Source organism: Streptomyces sp. NBC_00370 (genome assembly GCF_036084755.1).
Lineage (GTDB): Bacteria > Actinomycetota > Actinomycetes > Streptomycetales > Streptomycetaceae > Streptomyces.
Window position 1 is genome coordinate 6,115,949 of the sequence record NZ_CP107968.1, and the last position, 20,181, is coordinate 6,136,129.

Annotated in this window: 19 protein-coding genes; 15 read left to right on the top strand and 4 right to left on the bottom strand. The window is 71.0% G+C overall.

The genetic code is table 11. The features are described from left to right. Positions 1-101: 101 nt before the first annotated feature. Together OHS57_RS27400 and OHS57_RS27405 are read right to left on the bottom strand one after the other, a co-directional pair. Entirely contained in the window at positions 102-602 is a 501-nt protein-coding gene (locus OHS57_RS27400; protein ID WP_443042976.1) for a DUF3515 domain-containing protein, read from the bottom strand. 20 nt (positions 603-622) lie between these two features. After that, a complete protein-coding gene (locus OHS57_RS27405; protein ID WP_041984003.1) occupies positions 623-856 on the bottom strand; it encodes an Lrp/AsnC family transcriptional regulator in 234 nt (77 codons plus the stop codon). Positions 857-1,073: 217 nt separating this feature from the next. Here OHS57_RS27405 and OHS57_RS27410 point away from each other — a divergent pair, with 217 nt between their 5' ends. Then, positions 1,074-2,045 carry a thiamine-phosphate kinase gene (locus OHS57_RS27410; RefSeq protein ID WP_041984001.1) on the top strand — a complete coding sequence of 324 codons (972 nt, stop codon included), beginning with the start codon at positions 1,074-1,076 and terminating at the stop codon, positions 2,043-2,045. A gap of 31 nt (positions 2,046-2,076) precedes the next feature. Continuing rightward, on the top strand, positions 2,077-2,892 hold the full coding sequence (gene thiD / locus OHS57_RS27415; RefSeq protein WP_328583632.1) for a bifunctional hydroxymethylpyrimidine kinase/phosphomethylpyrimidine kinase: 816 nt from the start codon (positions 2,077-2,079) through the stop codon (positions 2,890-2,892). Positions 2,893-3,011: 119 nt separating this feature from the next. Here thiD and rpmB read toward each other — a convergent pair whose 3' ends face one another. After that, positions 3,012-3,197 carry a 50S ribosomal protein L28 gene (gene rpmB / locus OHS57_RS27420; protein ID WP_003957616.1) on the bottom strand — a complete coding sequence of 62 codons (186 nt, stop codon included), beginning with the start codon at positions 3,195-3,197 and terminating at the stop codon, positions 3,012-3,014. Positions 3,198-3,428: 231 nt separating this feature from the next. Between rpmB and OHS57_RS27425 the strand changes: the two genes are divergently transcribed. From OHS57_RS27425 to mutM, 9 genes are all read left to right on the top strand, one after another. Continuing rightward, complete coding sequence (locus tag OHS57_RS27425; RefSeq protein ID WP_328583633.1) at positions 3,429-5,063, top strand: DAK2 domain-containing protein; 1,635 nt, start codon at positions 3,429-3,431, stop codon at positions 5,061-5,063. A 25-nt stretch (positions 5,064-5,088) separates the two neighbouring features. Continuing rightward, a complete protein-coding gene (gene recG, locus OHS57_RS27430; RefSeq protein WP_041983993.1) occupies positions 5,089-7,305 on the top strand; it encodes an ATP-dependent DNA helicase RecG in 2,217 nt (738 codons plus the stop codon). 108 nt (positions 7,306-7,413) lie between these two features. Further along, positions 7,414-7,998: a 16S rRNA (guanine(966)-N(2))-methyltransferase RsmD gene (gene rsmD / locus OHS57_RS27435; protein ID WP_328583634.1), complete on the top strand. Its 585-nt coding sequence runs from the start codon at positions 7,414-7,416 to the stop codon at positions 7,996-7,998. Positions 7,999-8,024: 26 nt separating this feature from the next. Next, positions 8,025-8,504, top strand: coding sequence for a pantetheine-phosphate adenylyltransferase (gene coaD, locus OHS57_RS27440; RefSeq protein WP_198533380.1), 480 nt, complete (start codon positions 8,025-8,027; stop codon positions 8,502-8,504). A 98-nt stretch (positions 8,505-8,602) separates the two neighbouring features. Then, positions 8,603-9,844, top strand: a complete 1,242-nt coding sequence (locus OHS57_RS27445; protein ID WP_328583635.1) for an ATP synthase F0 subunit B — start codon at positions 8,603-8,605, stop codon at positions 9,842-9,844. A gap of 182 nt (positions 9,845-10,026) precedes the next feature. Further along, positions 10,027-10,635, top strand: a complete 609-nt coding sequence (locus tag OHS57_RS27450; protein WP_041983986.1) for a YceD family protein — start codon at positions 10,027-10,029, stop codon at positions 10,633-10,635. 2 nt (positions 10,636-10,637) lie between these two features. Further along, the gene (gene rpmF, locus OHS57_RS27455) at positions 10,638-10,811 is read left to right on the top strand and encodes a 50S ribosomal protein L32 (protein ID WP_030753522.1); all 174 of its coding nucleotides are present in this window, start codon (positions 10,638-10,640) and stop codon (positions 10,809-10,811) included. 19 nt (positions 10,812-10,830) lie between these two features. Further along, a complete protein-coding gene (gene rnc / locus OHS57_RS27460; protein WP_041983984.1) occupies positions 10,831-11,655 on the top strand; it encodes a ribonuclease III in 825 nt (274 codons plus the stop codon). A 131-nt stretch (positions 11,656-11,786) separates the two neighbouring features. After that, positions 11,787-12,647, top strand: coding sequence for a bifunctional DNA-formamidopyrimidine glycosylase/DNA-(apurinic or apyrimidinic site) lyase (gene mutM, locus OHS57_RS27465; protein ID WP_328583636.1), 861 nt, complete (start codon positions 11,787-11,789; stop codon positions 12,645-12,647). Between the two features lie 66 nt (positions 12,648-12,713). Here the strand turns inward: mutM and OHS57_RS27470 are convergent, their stop codons facing one another. Further along, on the bottom strand, positions 12,714-13,607 hold the full coding sequence (locus tag OHS57_RS27470) for a CAP domain-containing protein (protein ID WP_041983980.1): 894 nt from the start codon (positions 13,605-13,607) through the stop codon (positions 12,714-12,716). A gap of 133 nt (positions 13,608-13,740) precedes the next feature. Between OHS57_RS27470 and OHS57_RS27475 the strand changes: the two genes are divergently transcribed. The 4 genes from OHS57_RS27475 to OHS57_RS27490 all read left to right on the top strand — a co-directional run bounded on the left by OHS57_RS27475 (position 13,741) and on the right by OHS57_RS27490 (position 20,079). Continuing rightward, positions 13,741-14,022 (top strand): acylphosphatase, encoded by a 282-nt coding sequence (locus tag OHS57_RS27475; RefSeq protein ID WP_328583637.1) that lies wholly within the window; start codon positions 13,741-13,743, stop codon positions 14,020-14,022. A gap of 391 nt (positions 14,023-14,413) precedes the next feature. Continuing rightward, positions 14,414-14,632, top strand: a complete 219-nt coding sequence (locus tag OHS57_RS27480; RefSeq protein WP_041983976.1) for a hypothetical protein — start codon at positions 14,414-14,416, stop codon at positions 14,630-14,632. Between the two features lie 220 nt (positions 14,633-14,852). Further along, positions 14,853-18,551: an AAA family ATPase gene (locus tag OHS57_RS27485; protein ID WP_328583638.1), complete on the top strand. Its 3,699-nt coding sequence runs from the start codon at positions 14,853-14,855 to the stop codon at positions 18,549-18,551. Positions 18,552-18,657: 106 nt separating this feature from the next. Continuing rightward, positions 18,658-20,079: a sugar porter family MFS transporter gene (locus OHS57_RS27490; RefSeq protein ID WP_041983971.1), complete on the top strand. Its 1,422-nt coding sequence runs from the start codon at positions 18,658-18,660 to the stop codon at positions 20,077-20,079. Positions 20,080-20,181: the final 102 nt, after the last annotated feature.

The window sequence follows — 20,181 nt, forward strand, 5'->3', positions numbered from 1 at the left end:
TGTCGTCGGTCGGCGACGCTCCGCGTCGCCTCCCTCCTCCGCCTTGCGATCCACGACACCGGCCCACGCTCCCTGATCCGGCCTGATCCAAACGAAAGACCCTAGAGGCTGGCGGGCACCGTCTTCTTCACCGGTTCCGCCAGCCCCGCGAGCGGGGTGGCGTCGTTGGCGTACTGCTTGCCCATGGTGACCTCCACATACGTCTTGCGGTAGGTCGTGGTGAAGCGGGGCCCCGAGTCCCGCTGCTCCACCAGCCAGTTGACGCCGTCGGCCTCCACGGCGTTGGCGGCGGGGTCGGTCATCTTCGCCGGCCGGGGGATGCCGCAGCGCAGCACGATCGCGCCATCCCCCCAGCCGGCGGTCAGCTCGGAACTCGGCTCGGGATCCTTCCGGTCAAGACCCGCCAGGGTCTTCGGCAGCGCCTTGTGCAGCGCGTCGCAGAGCTTCGCCTCCGGCGGGGGCGGGCTGGGAACCGCCACCGACGCCGTGGCGTCTGTGGCGGAGCAGCCCACGGCGGCCGACAGCAGAACGACGGCGGGCAGGCAGCCGAGCAGACGGCCGGATAGCCTGCGGCGGAGGGCCGGGTGGCGGGAAGGGATCACCGGCCAAGGGTAGACGGGGGCTACAGGTGCACGACCGGGCAGGTCAGGGTTCGGGTGATGCCGTCCACTTGCTGGATCTTGGCAACCACCATGCGGCCCAGCTCGTCGACGGTGTCCGCCTGCGCGCGGACGATGACGTCGTAGGGGCCTGTCACGTCTTCTGCCTGGATGACTCCCGGAAGCTTTGCGATGGTCTCGGCGACCAGAGTCGCCTTTCCCACCTCGGTCTGAATAAGGATGTACGCCTGTACCACGGAACCTCCAGGGCGGCCACGAGGATCATGTGGGGAGTAAAGAGACGCCACGGTATCGCGTCGTCACCGGCGACGGGGAGACCCGGGCACGCAGTGACACCTGACGCGTGGCATACCGCATCGGCAAGTTGACGTATCACTTGACGGTACCTACAGCAGTGACGGCTCGCGACCGCGGACACGGGACGCGGCGAGACACGATGAGAGGGGAGACTCGGTGAAGGGAACCGTGGGCGAGTTGGGGGAGTTCGGGCTCATCAGGGAGCTCACTTCCCGGCTCACCACCACCCCGGCGGTCAGGCTGGGGCCAGGTGACGACGCCGCGGTCGTGGCCGCACCCGACCGCAGGGTCGTGGCGAGTACGGATCTGCTCCTCGAAGGGCGGCACTTCCGCCGCGACTGGTCGACGGCCTACGACGTGGGACGCAAGGGCGCGGCGCAGAACCTCGCCGACATCGCGGCCATGGGCGCCGTCCCGACGGCGCTGCTCCTCGGGCTCGTCGTGCCGGCCGAACTCCCCGTCACCTGGCCGACGGAGCTGATGGACGGCATCCGCGACGAGTGCCAGGTGGCCGGCGCCGCCGTGGTCGGCGGCGATGTCGTACGCGGCGACACGATCACCCTCGCCATCACGGCACTCGGTGACCTCCGCAACCACGAGCCGGTGCTCAGGTCGGGTGCGCGGCCCGGCGATGTCGTCGCGTACACCGGCTGGTTGGGCTGGTCGGCGGCCGGGCACGCGGTGCTCTCCCGGGGGTTCCGCTCACCGCGCGCCTTCGTCGAGGCGCACCGCAGGCCCGAACCGCCGTACCACGCGGGCCCGGCGGCCGCCGGGCTCGGAGCCACCGCCATGACCGACGTCAGCGACGGACTCGTCGCGGACCTCGGCCATATCGCGGAGGCCAGCAAGGTCCGTATCGATCTGCGCTCCGGGCTCATCGACATCCCCTCCCAGATGAACGACATCGGGCAGGCCGTCGGCATCGACCCGCTGCAGTGGGTGCTGACCGGGGGAGAGGACCACGCGATCGTCGCCACGTTCCCGCAGGACGTGAAGCTGCCGGCCCGCTGGAAGGTGATCGGCGAGGTCCTCAACCCCTCGGCGCTGCCCCAGGTGACGGTCGACGGGGCGCCGTGGACCAGGAAGGGCGGCTGGGACCACTTCGGGGACATCGAGGACACGAAGTAGCCCACGAGCCGGCGCGCAGTAGATTCGGGGCATGGCCGAACTCGTGTCCGCCGCGGCGGCGCCGCCCCGTGTCCTCACCGTCGCCGGATCGGACTCCGGTGGCGGTGCGGGCATCCAGGCCGATCTGAAGACGATGCTCGCGTTCGGGGTGCACGGCATGAGCGTGCTCACCGCCGTCACCGCGCAGAACTCACGTGGTGTGCAGGGCGTCTGGGAGCTGCCGGTCGAAGCGGTACGGGCCCAGTACCGCAGCGTCGTGGACGACATCGGCGTCCAGGCGGTGAAGACCGGCATGCTCTCCTCCGCCGAACTCGTCGCGGCCGTGGCGGAACTGCTCGCGGGGACGAAGGCGCCCGTGGTCGTCGACCCGGTCGGCGTCTCCAAGCACGGCGACCCGCTGCTCGCCGCCTCGGCGCTGGACGGCCTACGGACCCTGCTGCTGCCGGTCGCGACCGTCGCCACCCCCAACCTGGACGAAGTGACACAGCTCACCGGGGTGCGGGTCGCGAGCGAGGCGGATCTGCGCCGCGCCGCCGACGCCGTCCTGGAATTCGGGCCGCGCTGGGTGCTCGTCAAGGGCGGCCATCTGCCCGGTGAGGCGGCGGCCGTGGACCTGCTGACGGACGGCACCGAGGAACACGTGCTGCGGGCGCCCCGGCTCGACAACCGGCACACCCATGGCACCGGGTGCACCCTCGCCTCCGCCGTCGCGGCCGGCCTCGGCAAGGGGCAGGGCGTGGTGGAGGCGGTGGAGGCCGCGAAGGAGTACGTGACCGGGGCCATCGCCGCCGGGTTCGCGCTCGGCACGGGCATCGGCCCGGTCGACCACGCCTGGCGGCTGCGCTGAGGGCCGGGCGGGCGGTCGCCGTTGTCGGGTTACGACTGTCAGGGCACGACAAAAAGCCGGCCCACCGAGGTGGACCGGCTTTTCAAGGCAACCGCAGGGGCTGCGCTACGACGCAGGCGTCAGCGCGAGACCTTGCCGGCCTTGATGCACGAGGTGCAGACATTGAGCCGCTTCGGCGTCCGACCGACCACTGCACGCACGCGCTGGATGTTCGGGTTCCAGCGACGGGACGTACGGCGGTGCGAGTGCGAAATGTTGTTGCCGAAGCCCGGCCCCTTGCCGCAGACGTCGCAGTTGGCAGCCACGGGTCACTCCAAAGACTTCAGATGTACGTACAGAGAAATCCGGCCGTCCCTCATCATTGACTGACGGGGTGTTGCCGGGGGAATGGCCCGACTCTCGTCGGGCAACCGAAGCAGCATACAACGGCTGCCTCGATACAACGAAACTACCATGGCGCCCGGCGCCCCAGCTCCGGCTACCCTGCGTGCAGCCCGCCACCAGCCCCTTCGGGGCCGCTCAAGGAGGACCGCCAGGTGCCGCACACCCTCGACGCCCCAGCGGTGCGCACCTGGTGCGCACTGGCACTGGAGGCCCTCGGCAGGGAGCGCGCTGAGATCGACGCGATCAACGTCTATCCGGTCGCCGACGGCGACACCGGCACCAACCTCTATCTGACCGTGGAGTCCGCGGCGCAGGCCGTCGAGGCCGTCTTCGCCGCCCACGAGACCGGCACATCGGCGCCCGCGCCCGCCGACGCCGTACGGGCCATGGCGCACGGCGCCCTGATCGGCGCCCGGGGCAACTCGGGCACGATCCTGGCGCAGCTGCTGCGCGGTATGGCCGAAGTACTCACCGCCGAGACCCCCGGTCCGCCGGACCCGGCAGGTGCGGCCGACCGGCTCGCCCCCGCGCTGCGCAGGGCCGCCGAACTGGCCCGCCAGGCCGTCGCCCACCCCGTCGAAGGCACCATCCTCACCGTGGCGGCGGCCGCCGCCACCGCCGCCGAGGGCGCCGGGTCCGGCGGTGACATCGCGGCGACCGTACGCGCCGCCCACGCCGGTGCCTGCGCCGCGCTCGACGCGACCCCAGGACAGCTCGCCGTCCTCGGCAGGGCCGGTGTGGTCGACGCGGGCGGCCGCGGACTGCTCGCCGTACTCGGCGCGCTCGTCGAGACCGTCACGGGCCAGGCACCGCCCGCCGTCGTGACGGAGATCCGGGTGTACGAGGCGGCGGCCTGCGCCCGTGACGAGGACACCGGCGAAGGCGGCCCGGCCTTCGAGGTGATCTATCTGCTGGAGGCGGACGACGCGGCCGTCAGCCGGCTCAAGGACCGGCTCGACCCGCTGGGGGACTCGCTGGTCGTCGTCGGCGGCGACGGACTGTGGAACGTCCATGTGCATGTGGACGACGCCGGAGCCGCCGTCGAGGCCGGTGTGGAGGCCGGGCGCCCGCACCGTATCCGCATCACCCACTTCGGCCCCGCCGCGGGGCCGCAGCCGGAACCCGTCCAGCGCGCCGTCGTCGCCGTCGTACCCGGCGAGGGGCTCGCCGGACTGTGCGCCGAGGCCGGCGCGACGACCGTGCTCAACCGGCCGGGGGAGCCGCCCGCCAGCGGCGAACTGGTCGACGCGATCCGCAGGGCCCACGCGCGCGAGGTGGTGCTCCTGCCCAACGACACGGAGCTGCGGCACACCGCGGCCGCCGCGGCCGAACAGGCGCGCACCGAAGGCGTACGGGTCGCCCTCATCCCCACCAGGGCGGCGGTCCAGGGCATCGCAGCGCTCGCCGTGCACCAGCCGGAACGCAGCTTCGACGAGGACGTCGTCGCCATGACCTCGGCGGCCGGCGCCACCCGCTACGCCGAACTCGCCGTCGCCGAGCGGCAGTCCTGGACCATGGCGGGCATCTGCCAGGCCGGGGACGTGCTCGGCCTCATCGACGGGGACGTCGCGGTGATCGGCGCCGACCTCACGGCCACGGCCGAGGCCGTCCTGGCCCGCATGCTCGCGGCCGGCGGTGAACTGGTCACGCTCGTCCTCGGCGAGGACGTGCCCGACACCTTCGCCGACCGGCTGGAGGAGTACGTGCGCGAAGGGCACCTCGCCGTGGACACCGTCGTCTACCGGGGCGGCAGGCAATCCGTACCGCTGCTCATCGGCGTGGAGTAGCAGCCTGTCAGTGGCGTGGTGTGCAATGGACCGCGTGTCCGCGCTGGATGAAGACCTCAAGAAGACGCTCGGCCCCGCCACGGCGAAGGTGATGGCCGAACACCTCGGCCTGCACACGGTCGGCGATCTGCTGCACCACTACCCCCGGCGGTACGAGGAGCGCGGTCAGCTCACCAAACTGGCCGACCTGCCGCTCGACGAGGACGTGACGGTCGTCGCCCAGGTCGCCGACTCCCGGGTGCACACGTTCAACGCGGGCCGTGGCAGGCGCCTGGAGATCACCCTCACCGACGGCAGCGGCCGGCTCCAGCTGGTGTTCTTCGGCAAGGGCGTGCACCGGCCGCAGCAGGACCTGCCGCCCGGCAGCCGCGGCATGTTCGCCGGCAAGGTCTCCGTCTTCAACCGCAAACTCCAGCTCGCCCACCCCACGTACGTCGCGCTCGGCAGGACCACCGACGGGGAGGACGAATCGGCCGACAGCGCGGTCGACTCGTTCGCGGGAAAGCTGATCCCGATCTATCCCGCCTGCAAGGGCCTGGAGTCCTGGAAGATCACCAAGGCCGTCGACGCCGTACTGCCCAGGGCCGCCGAGGCCGTCGACCCGCTGCCGCCCGCGCTGCGCGAGGGCCGCGGCTTCTCCTCGCTGCCCGAGGCGTTGCTCAAGATCCACCGACCGGAGACCAAGGCCGACATCGAGGCCGCCAGGGAGCGGCTGAAGTGGGACGAGGCCTTCGTGCTCCAGGTCGCGCTGGCCCGCCGCCGCCATGCCGACGCCCAGCTGCCCGCGGTGCCGCGCAGGCCGGTCGCCGGCGGACTGCTCGACCAGTTCGACGCCACCTTGCCCTTCACCCTCACCGAGGGCCAGCAGAAGGTCACCGCCGAGGTCTTCGCCGACCTCGCCACCGAACACCCCATGCACCGGCTCCTCCAGGGCGAGGTCGGCTCCGGCAAGACGCTGGTCGCGCTGCGCGCCATGCTGACCGTCGTGGACGCCGGGGGCCAGGCCGCGATGCTCGCCCCCACCGAGGTGCTCGCCCAGCAGCACCACCGCTCCATCACCGAGATGATGGGCGAGCTGGCCCAGGGCGGCATGCTCGGCGGCGCGGAGCACGCGACGAAGGTCGTGCTGCTGACCGGCTCCATGGGGATGGCCGCGCGCCGTCAGGCCCTGCTCGACCTGGTCACCGGCGAGGCCGGGATCGTCATCGGGACGCACGCGCTGATCGAGGACAAGGTGCAGTTCCACGACCTCGGCCTGGTCGTCGTGGACGAGCAGCACCGCTTCGGGGTCGAGCAGCGCGACGCGCTGCGCTCCAAGGGCAAACAGCCCCCGCATCTGCTGGTCATGACGGCCACCCCGATCCCCCGTACGGTCGCGATGACGGTCTTCGGCGACCTGGAGACCTCGGTACTCGACCAGCTGCCCGCCGGGCGCTCACCGATCGCCAGCCATGTCGTCCCCGCCCTGGAGAAGCCGCGCTTCTTCGACCGGGCCTGGGAGCGGGTGCGCGAGGAGGTCGAGGGCGGCCACCAGGCGTATGTGGTCTGCCCGCGGATCGGTGACACCGACGACACCGCCGAGGGCGCCAAGAAGAAGGCCGAGGAGAAGGCGGCCGAGGCCGACAAACGGCCGCCGCTCGCCGTGCTGGAGGTGGCCGAACGGCTGGCGGCAGGGCCGCTCGCCGGGCTGCGGATCGAGGTGCTGCACGGCCGGATGGCGCCCGACGACAAGGACGCCGTGATGCGCGCCTTCTCCGCCGGCGAGGTGGACGTGCTCGTCGCGACCACCGTCATCGAGGTCGGCGTCAACGTCCCCAACGCCACCGCCATGGTGATCATGGACGCCGACCGGTTCGGGGTCTCCCAGCTCCACCAGCTGCGCGGCCGGGTCGGCCGGGGCTCGGCCCCGGGGCTCTGCCTCCTCGTCACCGACGCCCCCGAGGCGAGCCCGGCCAGGGCCAGGCTCGCCGCCGTCGCCGCCACCCTCGACGGCTTCGAGCTCTCCCGTATCGACCTCGAACAGCGCCGCGAGGGCGACGTCCTCGGCCAGGCCCAGTCCGGCGTCCGCTCCTCGCTGCGGATGCTCACGGTCATCGACGACGAGGAGGTCATCGCCGCCGCACGCGAGGAGGCCGTCGCCGTCGTCACCCAGGATCCGGACCTCGGCGGCTACCCGGAACTGCGCACGGCCCTGGACGCCCTGCTGGACGCGGAGCGCGAGCAGTACCTCGACAAGGGATAGATCCCCGCAAGTCCCTAGTGATGGTGGGACCCCTCGCGCCCGGCCGGTGCTTACGCCATATCGTTGTGACGTACGAGCAGCCCGCCCACGAAGCGAGGATCGACACCCATGACCCGCGTGATCGCCGGCGCCGCCGGCGGGCGCCGACTCGCCGTACCGCCGGGCGACGGCACCCGCCCCACCTCCGACCGGGCGCGCGAAGGCCTCTTCTCCAGCTGGATCTCGCTCCTCGGCACCCTCGAGGGACTCCGGATCGCCGACCTGTACGCGGGTTCCGGGGCCGTGGGCCTCGAAGCGCTCTCCCGGGGGGCTGCCCACGCCCTGTTCGTCGAGGCCGACGCCCGAGCCGTACGCACCGTCCGGGACAACGTGGCGACGCTCGGTCTGCCCGGCGCCGACGTCCGCGCGGGCAAAGCCGCCCAGATCGTCGCGGGACCGGCCCCCGCCACCCCCTACGACCTGGTCTTCCTCGATCCGCCGTACGCCGTGACCGATGACGATCTTGGCGAGATCCTGCTCACACTACGCACTCAGGGCTGGCTCAGCGGCGCCGCCGTCGTCACCGTGGAGCGGAGCACCAGGGGCGGCGAGTTCGGCTGGCCGGACGGTTTCGAGCCCGTGCGCTCGCGTCGCTACGGCGAGGCGACGCTCTGGTACGGCCGCATCACCCCTGTGCGCCACGACGCATCATGACCGGACCGGAGAGCGAGGAAACTCAATTGCGCCGCGCCGTCTGTCCCGGGTCCTTCGACCCCATCACCAACGGACACCTCGACATCATCGCCCGCGCCTCCAAGCTGTACGACGTCGTCCATGTCGCGGTGATGATCAACCAGTCCAAGAAGGGGCTGTTCACCGTCGACGAGCGGATCGAGCTGATCCGCGAGGTCACAGCGGAATTCGGGAACATCGAGGTGGAGTCCTTCCACGGACTGCTCGTCGACTTCTGCAAGCAGCGCGACATCCCGGCCATCGTGAAGGGGCTGCGTGCCGTCAGCGACTTCGACTACGAGCTGCAGATGGCCCAGATGAACAACGGACTCTCGGGCGTCGAAACCCTCTTCGTACCGACCAACCCCACCTACAGCTTCCTGTCGTCCTCCCTCGTCAAAGAGGTCGCGACCTGGGGCGGAGACGTCACCCACCTGCTGCCGCCGACCGTCCACGCCGCCCTCACCAAGCGCCTCGCCGAACGCTGACGGGATGACAGGGCGTCACCCGGTGTCCCGAGGGCTCCCAGTGGCCGTACAGTCGTTGCGTCCGTCTCCAAACCAGCTGAGAGAGTGGCGAGCACACGGTGGACGTGCAGAAGAAGCTCGACGAGATCGTCGACACGGTCGGGAACGCCCGGTCCATGCCCATGTCGGCGTCCTGCGTGGTGAACCGCGCCGAACTGCTCGCCATGCTCGAAGAGGTACGGGACGCCCTGCCCAGCTCCTTGGCCCAGGCCGAGGAACTGATCGGCGGGCATGAGCAGCTCTCCGAACAGGCCCGCCAGGAGGCGGGCCGGATCATCGAGGAGGCCCACGCCCAGCGCTCCTCGCTGATCTCCGACACGGCGATCGCCCGGCAGGCGCAGGACGAGGCCGACCGGATCCTCGGCGAGGCCCGCAAGGACGCCGAAGAGGTGCGCGCCGAGGCCGACGACTACGTCGACTCCAAGCTCGCCAACTTCGAGGTCGTCCTCACCAAGACCATCGGCTCCGTCGACCGGGGCCGCGAGAAGCTCCTCGGCCGCGCCCCGGCCCCCGGCGACGAGGGGTACGACGGCGCCGCCGACGATGACGACGCCCCCGAGCACAGCACCGACCCCGGCACGCTGATCCGGCGCGCCGACGAGTACGTGGACGCCAAGCTCGGCGCCTTCGAGGCCGTGCTGTCCAAGACCCTCGACGCCGTCGGCCGCGGCCGGCAGAAGCTGCACGGCAGGACCGACGCCGACGCCCTCGGCCTGCACATGGCCGAGCAGGACGCGGCGGGCCGCCAGGGCCACACCAGCGACGCCGACTTCCTGGCCGACCTGGTCGAGACCCCGCAGATGCAGGCGCAGTCGCTGGGCCGCGCCTCGCACACCCAGCTGCCCTCCCAGGCCGCCCCGCAGGCCCAGCTCCCCGACCAGCCGCAGATCCCCGGCCAGGACCAGCAGCAGTACGCGGCGGACCTGGCCGGCTACCCGCAGCCCGGCACGCCGTACCAGGACGCGGCCCCGGGCGCCCCGGGATACCCGGAGAGCGGGTACCAGGACCCGGCGTACGGCGCCGCCGACCCTGCCTACGCCGGCTACCAGCAGCAGGACGCGTACGGCTACCAGCAGGACCCGTACGCGTACCAGCAGCAGGAGTACGCGCAGGAGCAGATGCAGGCCGCCCAGGCGCAGCAGGGCTACGACCCGAACTACGGCTGGCAGCAACAGCAGCCCCCGCTGCCCGCGCTCCCGCCCGGTGCCCCCGACCAGCAGGGCGCCCTGGACGAGACCAGCCTCTTCGACACCAGCATGATCGACCTCGATCAGCTGCGCCGGTACGAACAGGGCCACTGAGCGCGGACCCGGAAAGCCCGGATTGGGTCTACGGCGGCCGGACCGGTATCCTGGTCCTTCGGTCGCGTGTATGTCCGCGATCCCGGCTGCCCGCTTCGCCCTCCGGCGACCTTGGCGGCCCACCCCACGAAACGGAAGCAGGGACAGTTCTGAACGCGCGCCTCGACCACCGCAACCCCCTCGTGTTCGACACACACGAGCTGGGGCGGCGTCCTGGTGCGCTCAGGAAGCTGACCCGCACGGCGCCCGCGCCCAAGGACTTCGGCATCGCCGACGTCCTCGGGATCCCCGAGGGTGCCCCCGTCGAACTCACCCTTCGCCTCGAATCGGTCATGGAGGGCGTCCTGGTCACCGGTACCGCCCGGGCGACCGCCGAGGGGGAGTGCGTAAGGTGTCTGGAGCCGCTCAGCCAGGAGGTTGCTGCGGATTTCCAGGAGATGTTCGCGTACCACGACGCCGACGACCGGGGCCGCAGCCGTGCTGCCGAGCCGGCCGACGACGCCGAGGACGACGAGGACACGCTCTACATCGAGGACAGCTTGTTCGACCTCGAACCCGTGCTGCGCGATGCGGTGGTGCTCGCACTGCCCATGCAGCCGGTGTGCCGGGAGTCCTGTGCCGGTCTGTGTTCCGAATGCGGGATCAGGCTGGACGAGAACCCCGACCACCACCACGATGCCGTCGACGTCCGTTGGGCGGCATTGCAAGGACTCGCCGAAACCATTCCGGCCGGCGAGAAGGACAACATGGGCGGCGCCGAAGCGGGCGTCGACGAGAAGCAGGAGAAGTAGCCGTGGCTGTTCCGAAGCGGAAGATGTCGCGCAGCAACACGCGCCACCGCCGGTCGCAGTGGAAGGCTGCGGTCCCCACTCTGGTCGCGTGCGAGCGCTGCCAGGAGCCGAAGCTCCAGCACATCGCGTGCCCGAGCTGCGGCACGTACAACAAGCGCCAGGTCCTCGAGGTCTGAGCGGCCGGTGAGAGGCTCAATGTCTGAACTGTCCAACGCCGACCAGCAGACAGACACGGTCAGTACAGCCTCGTCCCACACGCTTCTGGAAGGGCGGCTCGGGTATCACCTTGAGTCCGCCCTTCTGGTGCGTGCGCTGACCCATCGTTCGTTCGCGTACGAGAACGGCGGTCTGCCCACCAACGAACGGCTCGAATTCCTCGGGGATTCGGTGCTCGGCCTGGTGGTCACCGACACGCTGTACCGCATCCACCCCGATCTGCCCGAAGGCCAGTTGGCCAAGTTGCGGGCCGCGGTGGTCAATTCTCGTGCGCTGGCGGAAGTGGGCCGCGGCCTGGAACTCGGCTCCTTCATCCGGCTCGGCCGGGGCGAAGAGGGCACGGGCGGCAGGGACAAGGCGTCGATTCTCGCCGACACCCTTGAAGCGGTGATCGGCGCTGTCTATCTCGACCAGGGCCTCGACACGGCGTCCGAGCTGGTGCACCGGCTCTTCGACCCGCTGATCGAGAAGTCCTCCAACCTCGGAGCCGGCCTGGACTGGAAAACCAGTCTCCAGGAGCTCACGGCGGCGGAGAGCCTCGGAGTCCCCGAGTACCTCGTCACCGAGACCGGCCCCGACCATGAGAAGACCTTCACAGCTGCCGCCCGCGTCGGTGGTGTCTCGTACGGCACCGGCACCGGCCGCAGCAAGAAGGAAGCGGAGCAGCAGGCGGCGGAATCCGCCTGGCGGTCCATCACGACGGCGGCGGAGGAACGCACCGCCGCAGGCAAGACGGCGGCCACGGACGCCGGGGCCCCCGAGGCCCCGTCGGTCTCGGCCCCCGCCGACTCCGCCGACGTCTGAAGGCCGGACCCGGGTCCGACCCACCCAGGACCCAGCTCCGAAGCCCCGCTTCCGCACGCGCCCCTCGCTCCGCACCCACCGGTGCGGCGGGGGGCGTGTGCTGTTGTCACCCCACCACCATGAGGAGTGCCGTGCCCGAGCTGCCCGAGGTCGAAGTCGTCCGCCGCGGACTTGAGCGCTGGGTCAGCGGCAGGACCGTCGCCGAGGTCGAGGTGCTGCACCCGCGCGCGGTACGCCGGCACCCGGCGGGCGGCGCCGACTTCGCCGCCCAGCTGAAGGGCCACACCATCGGGGCGGCCATGCGCCGCGGCAAGTACCTCTGGCTGCCGCTCGCCGACACGGACGCCTCGGTCCTGGGGCACCTCGGGATGAGCGGTCAGCTCCTCGTCCAGCCGGAGACGGTGCCCGACGAGAAGCACCTGCGGATCCGTATCCGCTTCGCCGACGATCTCGGCACCGAACTGCGCTTCGTCGACCAGCGCACCTTCGGCGGCCTCTCGCTGCACGACAACACCCCCGAAGGCCTGCCGGACGTCATCGCGCACATCGCACGCGACCCGCTGGACCCGGCCTTCGACGACGCCGCCTTCCACACCGCGCTGCGCCTGCGCCGTACGACGATCAAGCGCGCGCTGCTCGACCAGTCGCTGATCAGCGGCGTCGGCAACATCTACGCCGACGAGGCCCTGTGGCGCAGCAAGCTCCATTACGAGCGCCCCACGGCGACCCTGACCCGGCCGCGCTCGGCCGACCTGCTCGACCAGGTGAGGGTCGTCATGAACGCGGCCCTGTCCGTCGGCGGCACCAGTTTCGACAGCCTGTACGTGAATGTGAACGGCGAGTCCGGCTACTTCGACCGCTCGCTGGAGGCGTACGGCCGTGAGGGTGAACCGTGCCACCGGTGCGGCACCCCGATCCGCCGCCGCCCGTGGATGAACCGGTCCAGCTACTTCTGCCCGCTCTGCCAGCGTCCGCCACGCGCCACCGGCTGACGCGGCGCGCGGGACGGGTGGGGCTTGCAGCAGGACGAGTGGGGCAGTCGGGCAGTCGGGGAAGGCTCAGAAGCCGAAGTCCTGCGTCCACCAGGGGCCGCCGGAGCCGGTGTGGACGCCGACGCCGAGGCGGGTGTAGTCGCAGTTCAGGATGTTCGCGCGGTGGCCCTCGCTGTTCATCCAGGCGTCCATGACCGCCTGTGCGTCGGCCTGGCCGCGGGCTATGTTCTCGCCGCCAAGACCCTCGACGCCCGCCTTGTCGGCGCGGTCCCAGGGCGTGTCGCCGTCCGGGTCCGTGTGGTCGAAGAAGCCGCGGGCGGCCATGTCGTCGCTGAAGTTCTGCGCGAGGGTGCCCAGCGAGGCGTCGGCGCGTACCGGTGAACAGCCCACCTTCGCGCGCTCCTCGTTGACCAGCGACAGGACGGCGGCCTCGGTGGAGCTGGGGGCTGAAGGCGCCGCTTGGACGGCGCGCTCGGTGGTCTGGCGGGGCGCCGGGGCCTTGCTCGGCGTCTCCTCGGGCTTCGTCTTCGTCGCCTTCGGAGGGGCCGTCGACGGCTTCGGGGCCTTGGTCGGCTTGGCCGCCGGCTTGGAGGGCGTGGCGGACGGCGTCTTCTCCGGCGCCGACGAGCGCCCTGTGCCACGGCTCGGGGAGACGGAGGGCCGCTCGTCCTGGTCCGGGCTCTGCACGCCGCCGTTCTGCAGCAGCGTGGGCGGGCCGCCGTCGGCGCGTATCTGGTCGCCGTTGGTGGGGCTGCCGCCGACCACGAACTGCGAGCCGCCGGGCAGCATGCCCGAGGTCACGGCGACCGCGCCCACGGCCATGGCGGCCGAAGCGCCGAGCAGCCCGGTGCGGACGGGGCCTATGCGCCGCTTCTGGCGTGCGCCACCGCGGTGCCTGCCCGCGGGGCCGGCCTCTTCGACGGTGGCGGGCCGGGCAGCGGAGCGTCCGTGGCGTCCCATCTGCGTGCCCCTCTCGTGCTCTCGACGACAACGTGACTCACCCGAACGAGTGAGGCTCATTTCGACGGGACTGTAGCCCATGACGTGTGGGGTCGCCGGGTCGTGTGAGCAATTGGGCAGTTAGCTTGCGTGCATGACGGAACACGTACGGCTCACCGCATGGGTGCGCGGCCGAGTGCAAGGAGTGGGCTTCCGCTGGTTCACCAGGGCAAACGCTTTGGAGATCGGCGGTCTCACCGGATTCGCCCTCAACCTGGACGACGGGCGGGTGCAGATCGTGGCGGAAGGGGCGCGTGAGAATTGCCACCGTCTGCTGGAGTGGCTCGAATCGCCCGACACACCCGGACGCGTCGACGGAGTCACTGAGATCTGGGACACCCCGCGCGAGGGTTACGAGAGCTTCGCCATCCGCTGACGGTGATCGGCACGGCCTCGGAACCGCCGGCTCCGGTCATGCCCCTGGCACATGCGTATCTCCCCGGTGACCTGGTGGTTGCCAAGAACACCCTGGCCGTGCCAGGCTGCCGGGTTAACGTTGATCGACACGTGGTGAGATGCCCCCGGCGCCCGCAGGAGAGGCGCCCCCGCCGATTTCACGGCGGCGTGCCCCCGGGCCGTCCGCCGTCGCGGGCTGTGATCGTGTTGACCGTCAAACTTTTTGGTGAGACTCTGGAAGCCCCGCGCACCTCAGCTGTTTGGCAGTAAGAACCGCAGTGATCAAAGCACTGTCAGGCACCGCGGGTGCGATATTCCCCTATGACCCGAACCGCATCCGGTCGGTCACTCAGTGTGGAGGACCAGCAATCATGGCAAAGGCGCTTCTCGGTTATGTCGGCGGTTCCGACCCGCGACTTCTCGCCGAGATGCGACGGCTTCAGCAGCGTGTCCAGGACCTCGAATCCGAGCTTGTACGGATCCAGTCCGAGAACGACGCGTTGAACGCCGCCGTCGCACAGCACCCTGGAGAGTCGCTGTTCGACAGCATGGACATCGACGTCCCCCAGGCGGAGCCTGCGCTCACCTGACGGCGGCCCCCAACCGGGGCCAGGTGAGAAACACTCTCGCGAGATCAAGAATATGCAAGGGACGCTTCGGCGTCCCTTCTTTTCTTGATTCTTTTCCCCTCATCTCCCGCCGCACGAAGCGTCATTGCCCGTACGCCGGCTTTCTTAACGTCTGATGTGCCCTGCACGTTCGCCGGTGAAACCGCCGAAGGACGATCCGGGCCGGGTAGAGTCCGGCGGCGTGCACCTCAAGGCCATGACCCTGCGCGGGTTCAAATCCTTCGCCTCCGCCACGACGCTGCGTTTCGAGCCGGGAATCACCTGCGTCGTAGGTCCCAACGGCTCAGGCAAGTCCAATGTCGTGGACGCGCTCTCCTGGGTCATGGGCGAACAAGGCGCGAAGTCGCTGCGCGGCGGCAAGATGGAGGACGTCATCTTCGCCGGGACGACCGGCCGGCCCCCGCTGGGCCGCGCCGAGGTCTCCCTCACCATCGACAACTCCGACGGCGCTCTGCCCATCGACTACGCCGAGGTCACCATCACGCGGATCATGTTCCGCAACGGCGGCAGCGAGTACCAGCTCAACGGCGACACCTGCCGGCTCCTCGACATCCAGGAACTGCTCTCCGACTCCGGCATCGGCCGCGAGATGCACGTCATCGTCGGACAGGGCCAGCTCGACTCCGTACTCCACGCCGACCCGATGGGCCGCAGGGCCTTCATCGAGGAGGCGGCGGGCGTACTGAAGCACCGCAAGCGCAAGGAGAAGGCGCTGCGGAAGCTCGAAGCGATGAAGGCCAACCTCGCCCGCGTCCAGGATCTCACCGACGAGCTGCGCCGCCAGCTCAAACCCCTGGGACGGCAGGCCGCCGTCGCCAGGAGGGCCGCCGTCATCCAGGCCGACCTGCGCGACGCCCGGCTGCGGCTCCTCGCCGACGACCTGGTCAAGCTCCGCGAGGCACTGCGCACCGAGATCGCCGACGAGGCCGAACTCAAACAGCGCAAGGAGACGGCCGAGACCCGGCTCAAGACGGCGCTGATCCGCGAGGCGGAGCTGGAGGACGAGGTACGGCGGCTGGCGCCACGGCTCCAGCGCGCCCAGCAGACCTGGTACGAGCTGTCCCAGCTCGCCGAGCGGGTGCGCGGTACGGTCTCGCTCGCCGACGCCCGCGTACAGAGCGCGGGCCAGGCCCCCGCCGACGAGCGGCGCGGCCGTGACCCCGAGGACATGGAGCGCGAGGCCGCCCGGATCCGCGAGCAGGAGGCGGAGCTGGAGGCCGCGCTCGAAGCGGCCGAGCACGCCCTGGAGGACACCGTCGCGCACCGGGCCGAGCTGGAACGCTCGCTCACGGCCGAGGAGCGCCGGCTGAAGGACGCGGCCCGCGCCATCGCCGACCGCCGCGAAGGCCTGGCCCGGCTGCACGGCCAGGTCAACGCGGCCCGCAGCCGCGCCGCCTCCGCCCAGGCCGAGATCGGCCGCCTCGCCGAGGCCCGTGACCAGGCGCGCGAGCGCGCCGCCGGCGCCCAGGAAGAGTACGAACAGCTCAAGGCGGAGGTCGAAGGACTCGACGCCGACGACCACGAACTGACCGAACGGCACGAAGCGGCCCGGCAGGCGCTCCGCGACGCCGAGCAGGCGCTGACCGCCGCACGCGAGGCCGCGACAGCCGCCGAACGCGAACGGGCCGCCCTCGCCGCCCGCCACGACGCGCTCGCCCTGGGCCTGCGCCGTAAGGACGGCAGCGGCGCGCTCCTCGGCGCCCGCGACCGGCTCACCGGCCTGCTCGGCCCGGCCGCCGAGCTGCTCACCGTCACGCCCGGCTACGAGGTCGCCGTGGCGGCGGCGCTCGGCGCGGCGGCCGACGCGATTGCCGTGAGCGGTCCGGCGACGGCGGCGGACGCCATCCGGCTGCTGCGCGAACAGGACGCCGGTCGGGCGGCCCTGCTGCTGAGCGCGCCGCGCCCGCAGGGCACGGTGCCCGGCCAGGCCGAACACCGGACGACCGCCGCGCCGCCGGCGCCGGACGCTCTACCCCGGCAGAGCGCCGGGACCGCGACGGAAACCGGCACCGGCACCGGCACCGCGACCGACGGATCCGTCCCCGCGACCGCTCCCGCCGTCGCGGTGTCCGTCGCGACCACGCCACCCGTCGTCGACCTCGTACGGGGACCCGCCGAACTCATGGACGCCGTCGCCCGGCTCGTACGCGACATGGTCGTCGTCGGGACACTGGAGGACGCCGAGGAGCTGGTCGCCGCACGGCCCGAGCTGACCGCCGTCACCACCGAGGGCGACGTCCTCGGCGCGCACTTCGCGCACGGCGGCTCGGCGGGCGCGCCCAGCCTGCTCGAAGTGCAGGCGTCCGTGGACGAGGCGGCGGCCGCGCTGGCCGAACTCGCCGTACGGTGCGAAGAACTGGCGGCGGCCCAGCACGCGGCGAGCGCCCGGCGTACCGAATCCGCCGCGCTCGTCGAGGAACTGGGGGAGCGCAGGCGGGCCGCCGAACGGGCCAAGTCCGCCGTTTCCGGGCAGCTCGGCCGGCTCTCGGGGCAGGCGCGCGGCGCGGTCGGCGAGGCCGAACGTACCGCAGCGGCGGCCGCGAAGGCGCAGGAAGCCCTGGAGCGCGCCACCGGCGAGGCCGAGGAGCTGGCCGAGCGGCTGCTCGTCGCCGAGGAGGCGCCGGTCGAGGAGGAGCCCGACACCTCCGTCAGGGACCGGCTCGCCGCCGACGGCGCCAACGCCCGGCAGACCGAGATGGAGGCCAGGCTCCAGGTCCGTACCCACGAGGAGCGGGTCAAAGGGCTGGCCGGACGGGCCGACTCGCTCGACAGGGGAGCCCGCGCGGAGCGCGAGGCACGGGCGCGCGCCGAGCAGCGGCGGGCCCGGCTGCGCCACGAGGCGCAGGTCGCCTCGGCTGTCGCGGCGGGGGCCAGGCAACTGCTCGCACACGTCGAGGTGTCGGTCGTACGGGCCGAGGCGGAACGCGTCACGGCCGAGGCCGCCAAGGCGGAGCGCGAACAGGAACTGGTCGCCGAACGCAACCAGGGCCGTGATCTGAAGGCCGAACTCGACAAGCTCACCGACTCGGTGCACCGGGGCGAGGTGCTCGGCGCCGAGAAGCGCATGCGCATCGAGCAGCTGGAGGCCAAGGCCCTGGAGGAGCTCGGCGTCGAACCGGCCGGGCTCATCGCCGAGTACGGACCCGACCAGCTCGTCGCACCGTCACCCGCCGCCGAGGGCGAGGAGCTTCCGGAGGACCCGGAGCATCCGCGCAACCAGCCGGTGCCGTACGTACGCGCCGAACAGGAGAAGCGGCTCAGGTCCGCCGAACGGGCGTATCAGCAACTCGGGAAGGTGAATCCGCTCGCCCTTGAGGAGTTCGCCGCACTGGAGGAGCGGCACAACTTCCTCTCCGAGCAGCTCGAAGACCTCAAGAAGACCCGCGCGGACCTGCTCCAGGTCATCAAGGAGGTCGACGAACGCGTCGAACAGGTCTTCACCGAGGCCTACCGGGACACCGCACGCGAGTTCGAGGGCGTCTTCTCGCGGCTGTTCCCCGGCGGCGAGGGACGGCTGCTGCTGACCGACCCGGAGAACATGCTCACCACCGGCGTCGACGTCGAGGCCCGGCCGCCGGGCAAGAAGGTCAAGCGGCTCTCGCTGCTCTCCGGCGGCGAACGCTCCCTGACGGCCGTCGCGCTGCTCGTCTCCATCTTCAAGGCCAGGCCCAGCCCGTTCTACGTGATGGACGAGGTCGAGGCGGCCCTCGACGACACCAACCTGCAGCGGCTGATCCGCATCATGCAGGAGCTCCAGGAGAGCTCACAGCTGATCGTGATCACGCATCAGAAGCGGACGATGGAGGTCGCCGACGCGCTGTACGGCGTCTCCATGCAGGGCGACGGCGTGTCCAAGGTGATCAGCCAGCGGCTGCGCTGACGCCGCGCCACCTCCGGTGGTGGGGGAGAGCGACCTGTGCCCAACTGGAGGGGCCTCGCACCCCCACCCGCCGGGCCGGCACGGCGGCGCGGCCCCAGGAGTTCATGTGACCAGTACAGCGCAGGCGCCGCCGCCCGGAGGGCGGACGGCCCGTCCCGACCACCTCCGCCACGTCGTCTTCATCGCCGCCGCCGCTGCCATGGGCGGCTTCCTCTTCGGCTACGACAGCTCGGTGATCAACGGCGCCGTCCAGGCGATCCGGGAGAAGTACGACGTCGGATCCGCCGCGCTTGCCCAGGTCATCGCCGTCGCCCTGATCGGCTGCGCGATCGGGGCTGCCGTCGCGGGCCGGATCGCCGACCGGATCGGCCGTATCCGCTGCATGCAGATCTCCTCGATCCTGTTCACCATCAGCGCCGTCGGCTCCGCGCTGCCGTTCGCCATCTGGGACCTGGCCATCTGGCGGGTCATCGGCGGCTTCGCGATCGGCATGGCGTCGGTGATCGGCCCCGCCTACATCGCCGAGGTCTCACCCGCCGCGTACCGCGGCCGGCTCGGCTCGTTCCAGCAGGGCGCCATCGTCATCGGCATCGCGCTGTCGCAGCTCGTCAACTACGGCATCCTGCAGATCGCCGACGGCGACCAGCGCGGCAAGATCGGCGGCCTCGAAGCCTGGCAGTGGATGCTCGGCGTGATGGTCCTTCCCGCGATCCTCTACGGCGTGCTCTCCTTCCTGATCCCCGAGTCACCGCGCTATCTGATCTCCGTGGGCCGGCGTGCCCGCGCGCGAGAAGTGCTCGCCGAGGTCGAGAACGACGACGTCGACCTGGACGCCCGCGTCGCCGAGATCGACACCGCGATGCGCCGCGAGCACAAGTCCAGCTTCAAGGACCTGCTGAACGGCCGCCGCAACTTCCTGCCCATCGTCTGGGTCGGCATCGGCCTCTCCGCCTTCCAGCAGCTCGTCGGCATCAACGTGGCCTTCTACTACTCGGCGACGCTCTGGCAGTCGGTCGGCATCAACCCGTCCAGCTCGTTCCTCTACTCGTTCACGACCTCGATCGTGAACATCATCGGCACCGTGATCGCGATCGTCCTGGTGGACCGCGTAGGCCGCAAACCCCTCGCCCTCGTCGGCTCCTGCGGCATGACGGTCTCACTCGCCCTGGAGGCCTGGGCCTTCTCCGCGAAACTCGTGGACGGCAAACTGCCCACCCTCGAAGGCACCACGGCCCTCGTCGCGGCGCACGTCTTCGTGCTGTTCTTCGCGCTGTCCTGGGGCGTCATCGTCTGGGTCTTCCTCGGCGAGATGTTCCCGAACAGAATCCGCGCGGCAGCCCTGGGCGTCGCCGCGTCCGCGCAATGGATCGCCAACTACGCCATCACGGCCAGCTTCCCCAGCCTGTCCTCCGACTGGAGCCTGTCGGGGACGTACATCATCTACACCTGCTTCGCGGTGCTCTCCATCCCGTTCGTACTGATCTTCGTGAAGGAGACAAAGGGAAAGACGCTCGAAGAAATGGGCTGACCTCGAACCACGACGGCATCGGCGGGTCCAGAATCTCGACCACGGCGGTCCGATACTGGGAGCGTTGTGACTCCTCCCCGCCGAAAGCGGCAGGGCTTCTCG

What these genes read in the sequence shown, in the direction of transcription:
- thiD (WP_328583632.1), top strand. Translation starts at nt 2,077, where the DNA reads ATGGCCGAACTCGTGTCCGCCGCGGCGGCGCCGCCCCGTGTCCTCACC.
- recG (WP_041983993.1), top strand. Translation starts at nt 5,089, where the DNA reads ATGGACCGCGTGTCCGCGCTGGATGAAGACCTCAAGAAGACGCTCGGC.
- rsmD (WP_328583634.1), top strand. Translation starts at nt 7,414, where the DNA reads ATGACCCGCGTGATCGCCGGCGCCGCCGGCGGGCGCCGACTCGCCGTA.
- rnc (WP_041983984.1), top strand. Translation starts at nt 10,831, where the DNA reads ATGTCTGAACTGTCCAACGCCGACCAGCAGACAGACACGGTCAGTACA.
- OHS57_RS27470 (WP_041983980.1), bottom strand. Translation starts at nt 13,607, where the DNA reads ATGGGACGCCACGGACGCTCCGCTGCCCGGCCCGCCACCGTCGAAGAG.
- OHS57_RS27475 (WP_328583637.1), top strand. Translation starts at nt 13,741, where the DNA reads ATGACGGAACACGTACGGCTCACCGCATGGGTGCGCGGCCGAGTGCAA.
- OHS57_RS27480 (WP_041983976.1), top strand. Translation starts at nt 14,414, where the DNA reads ATGGCAAAGGCGCTTCTCGGTTATGTCGGCGGTTCCGACCCGCGACTT.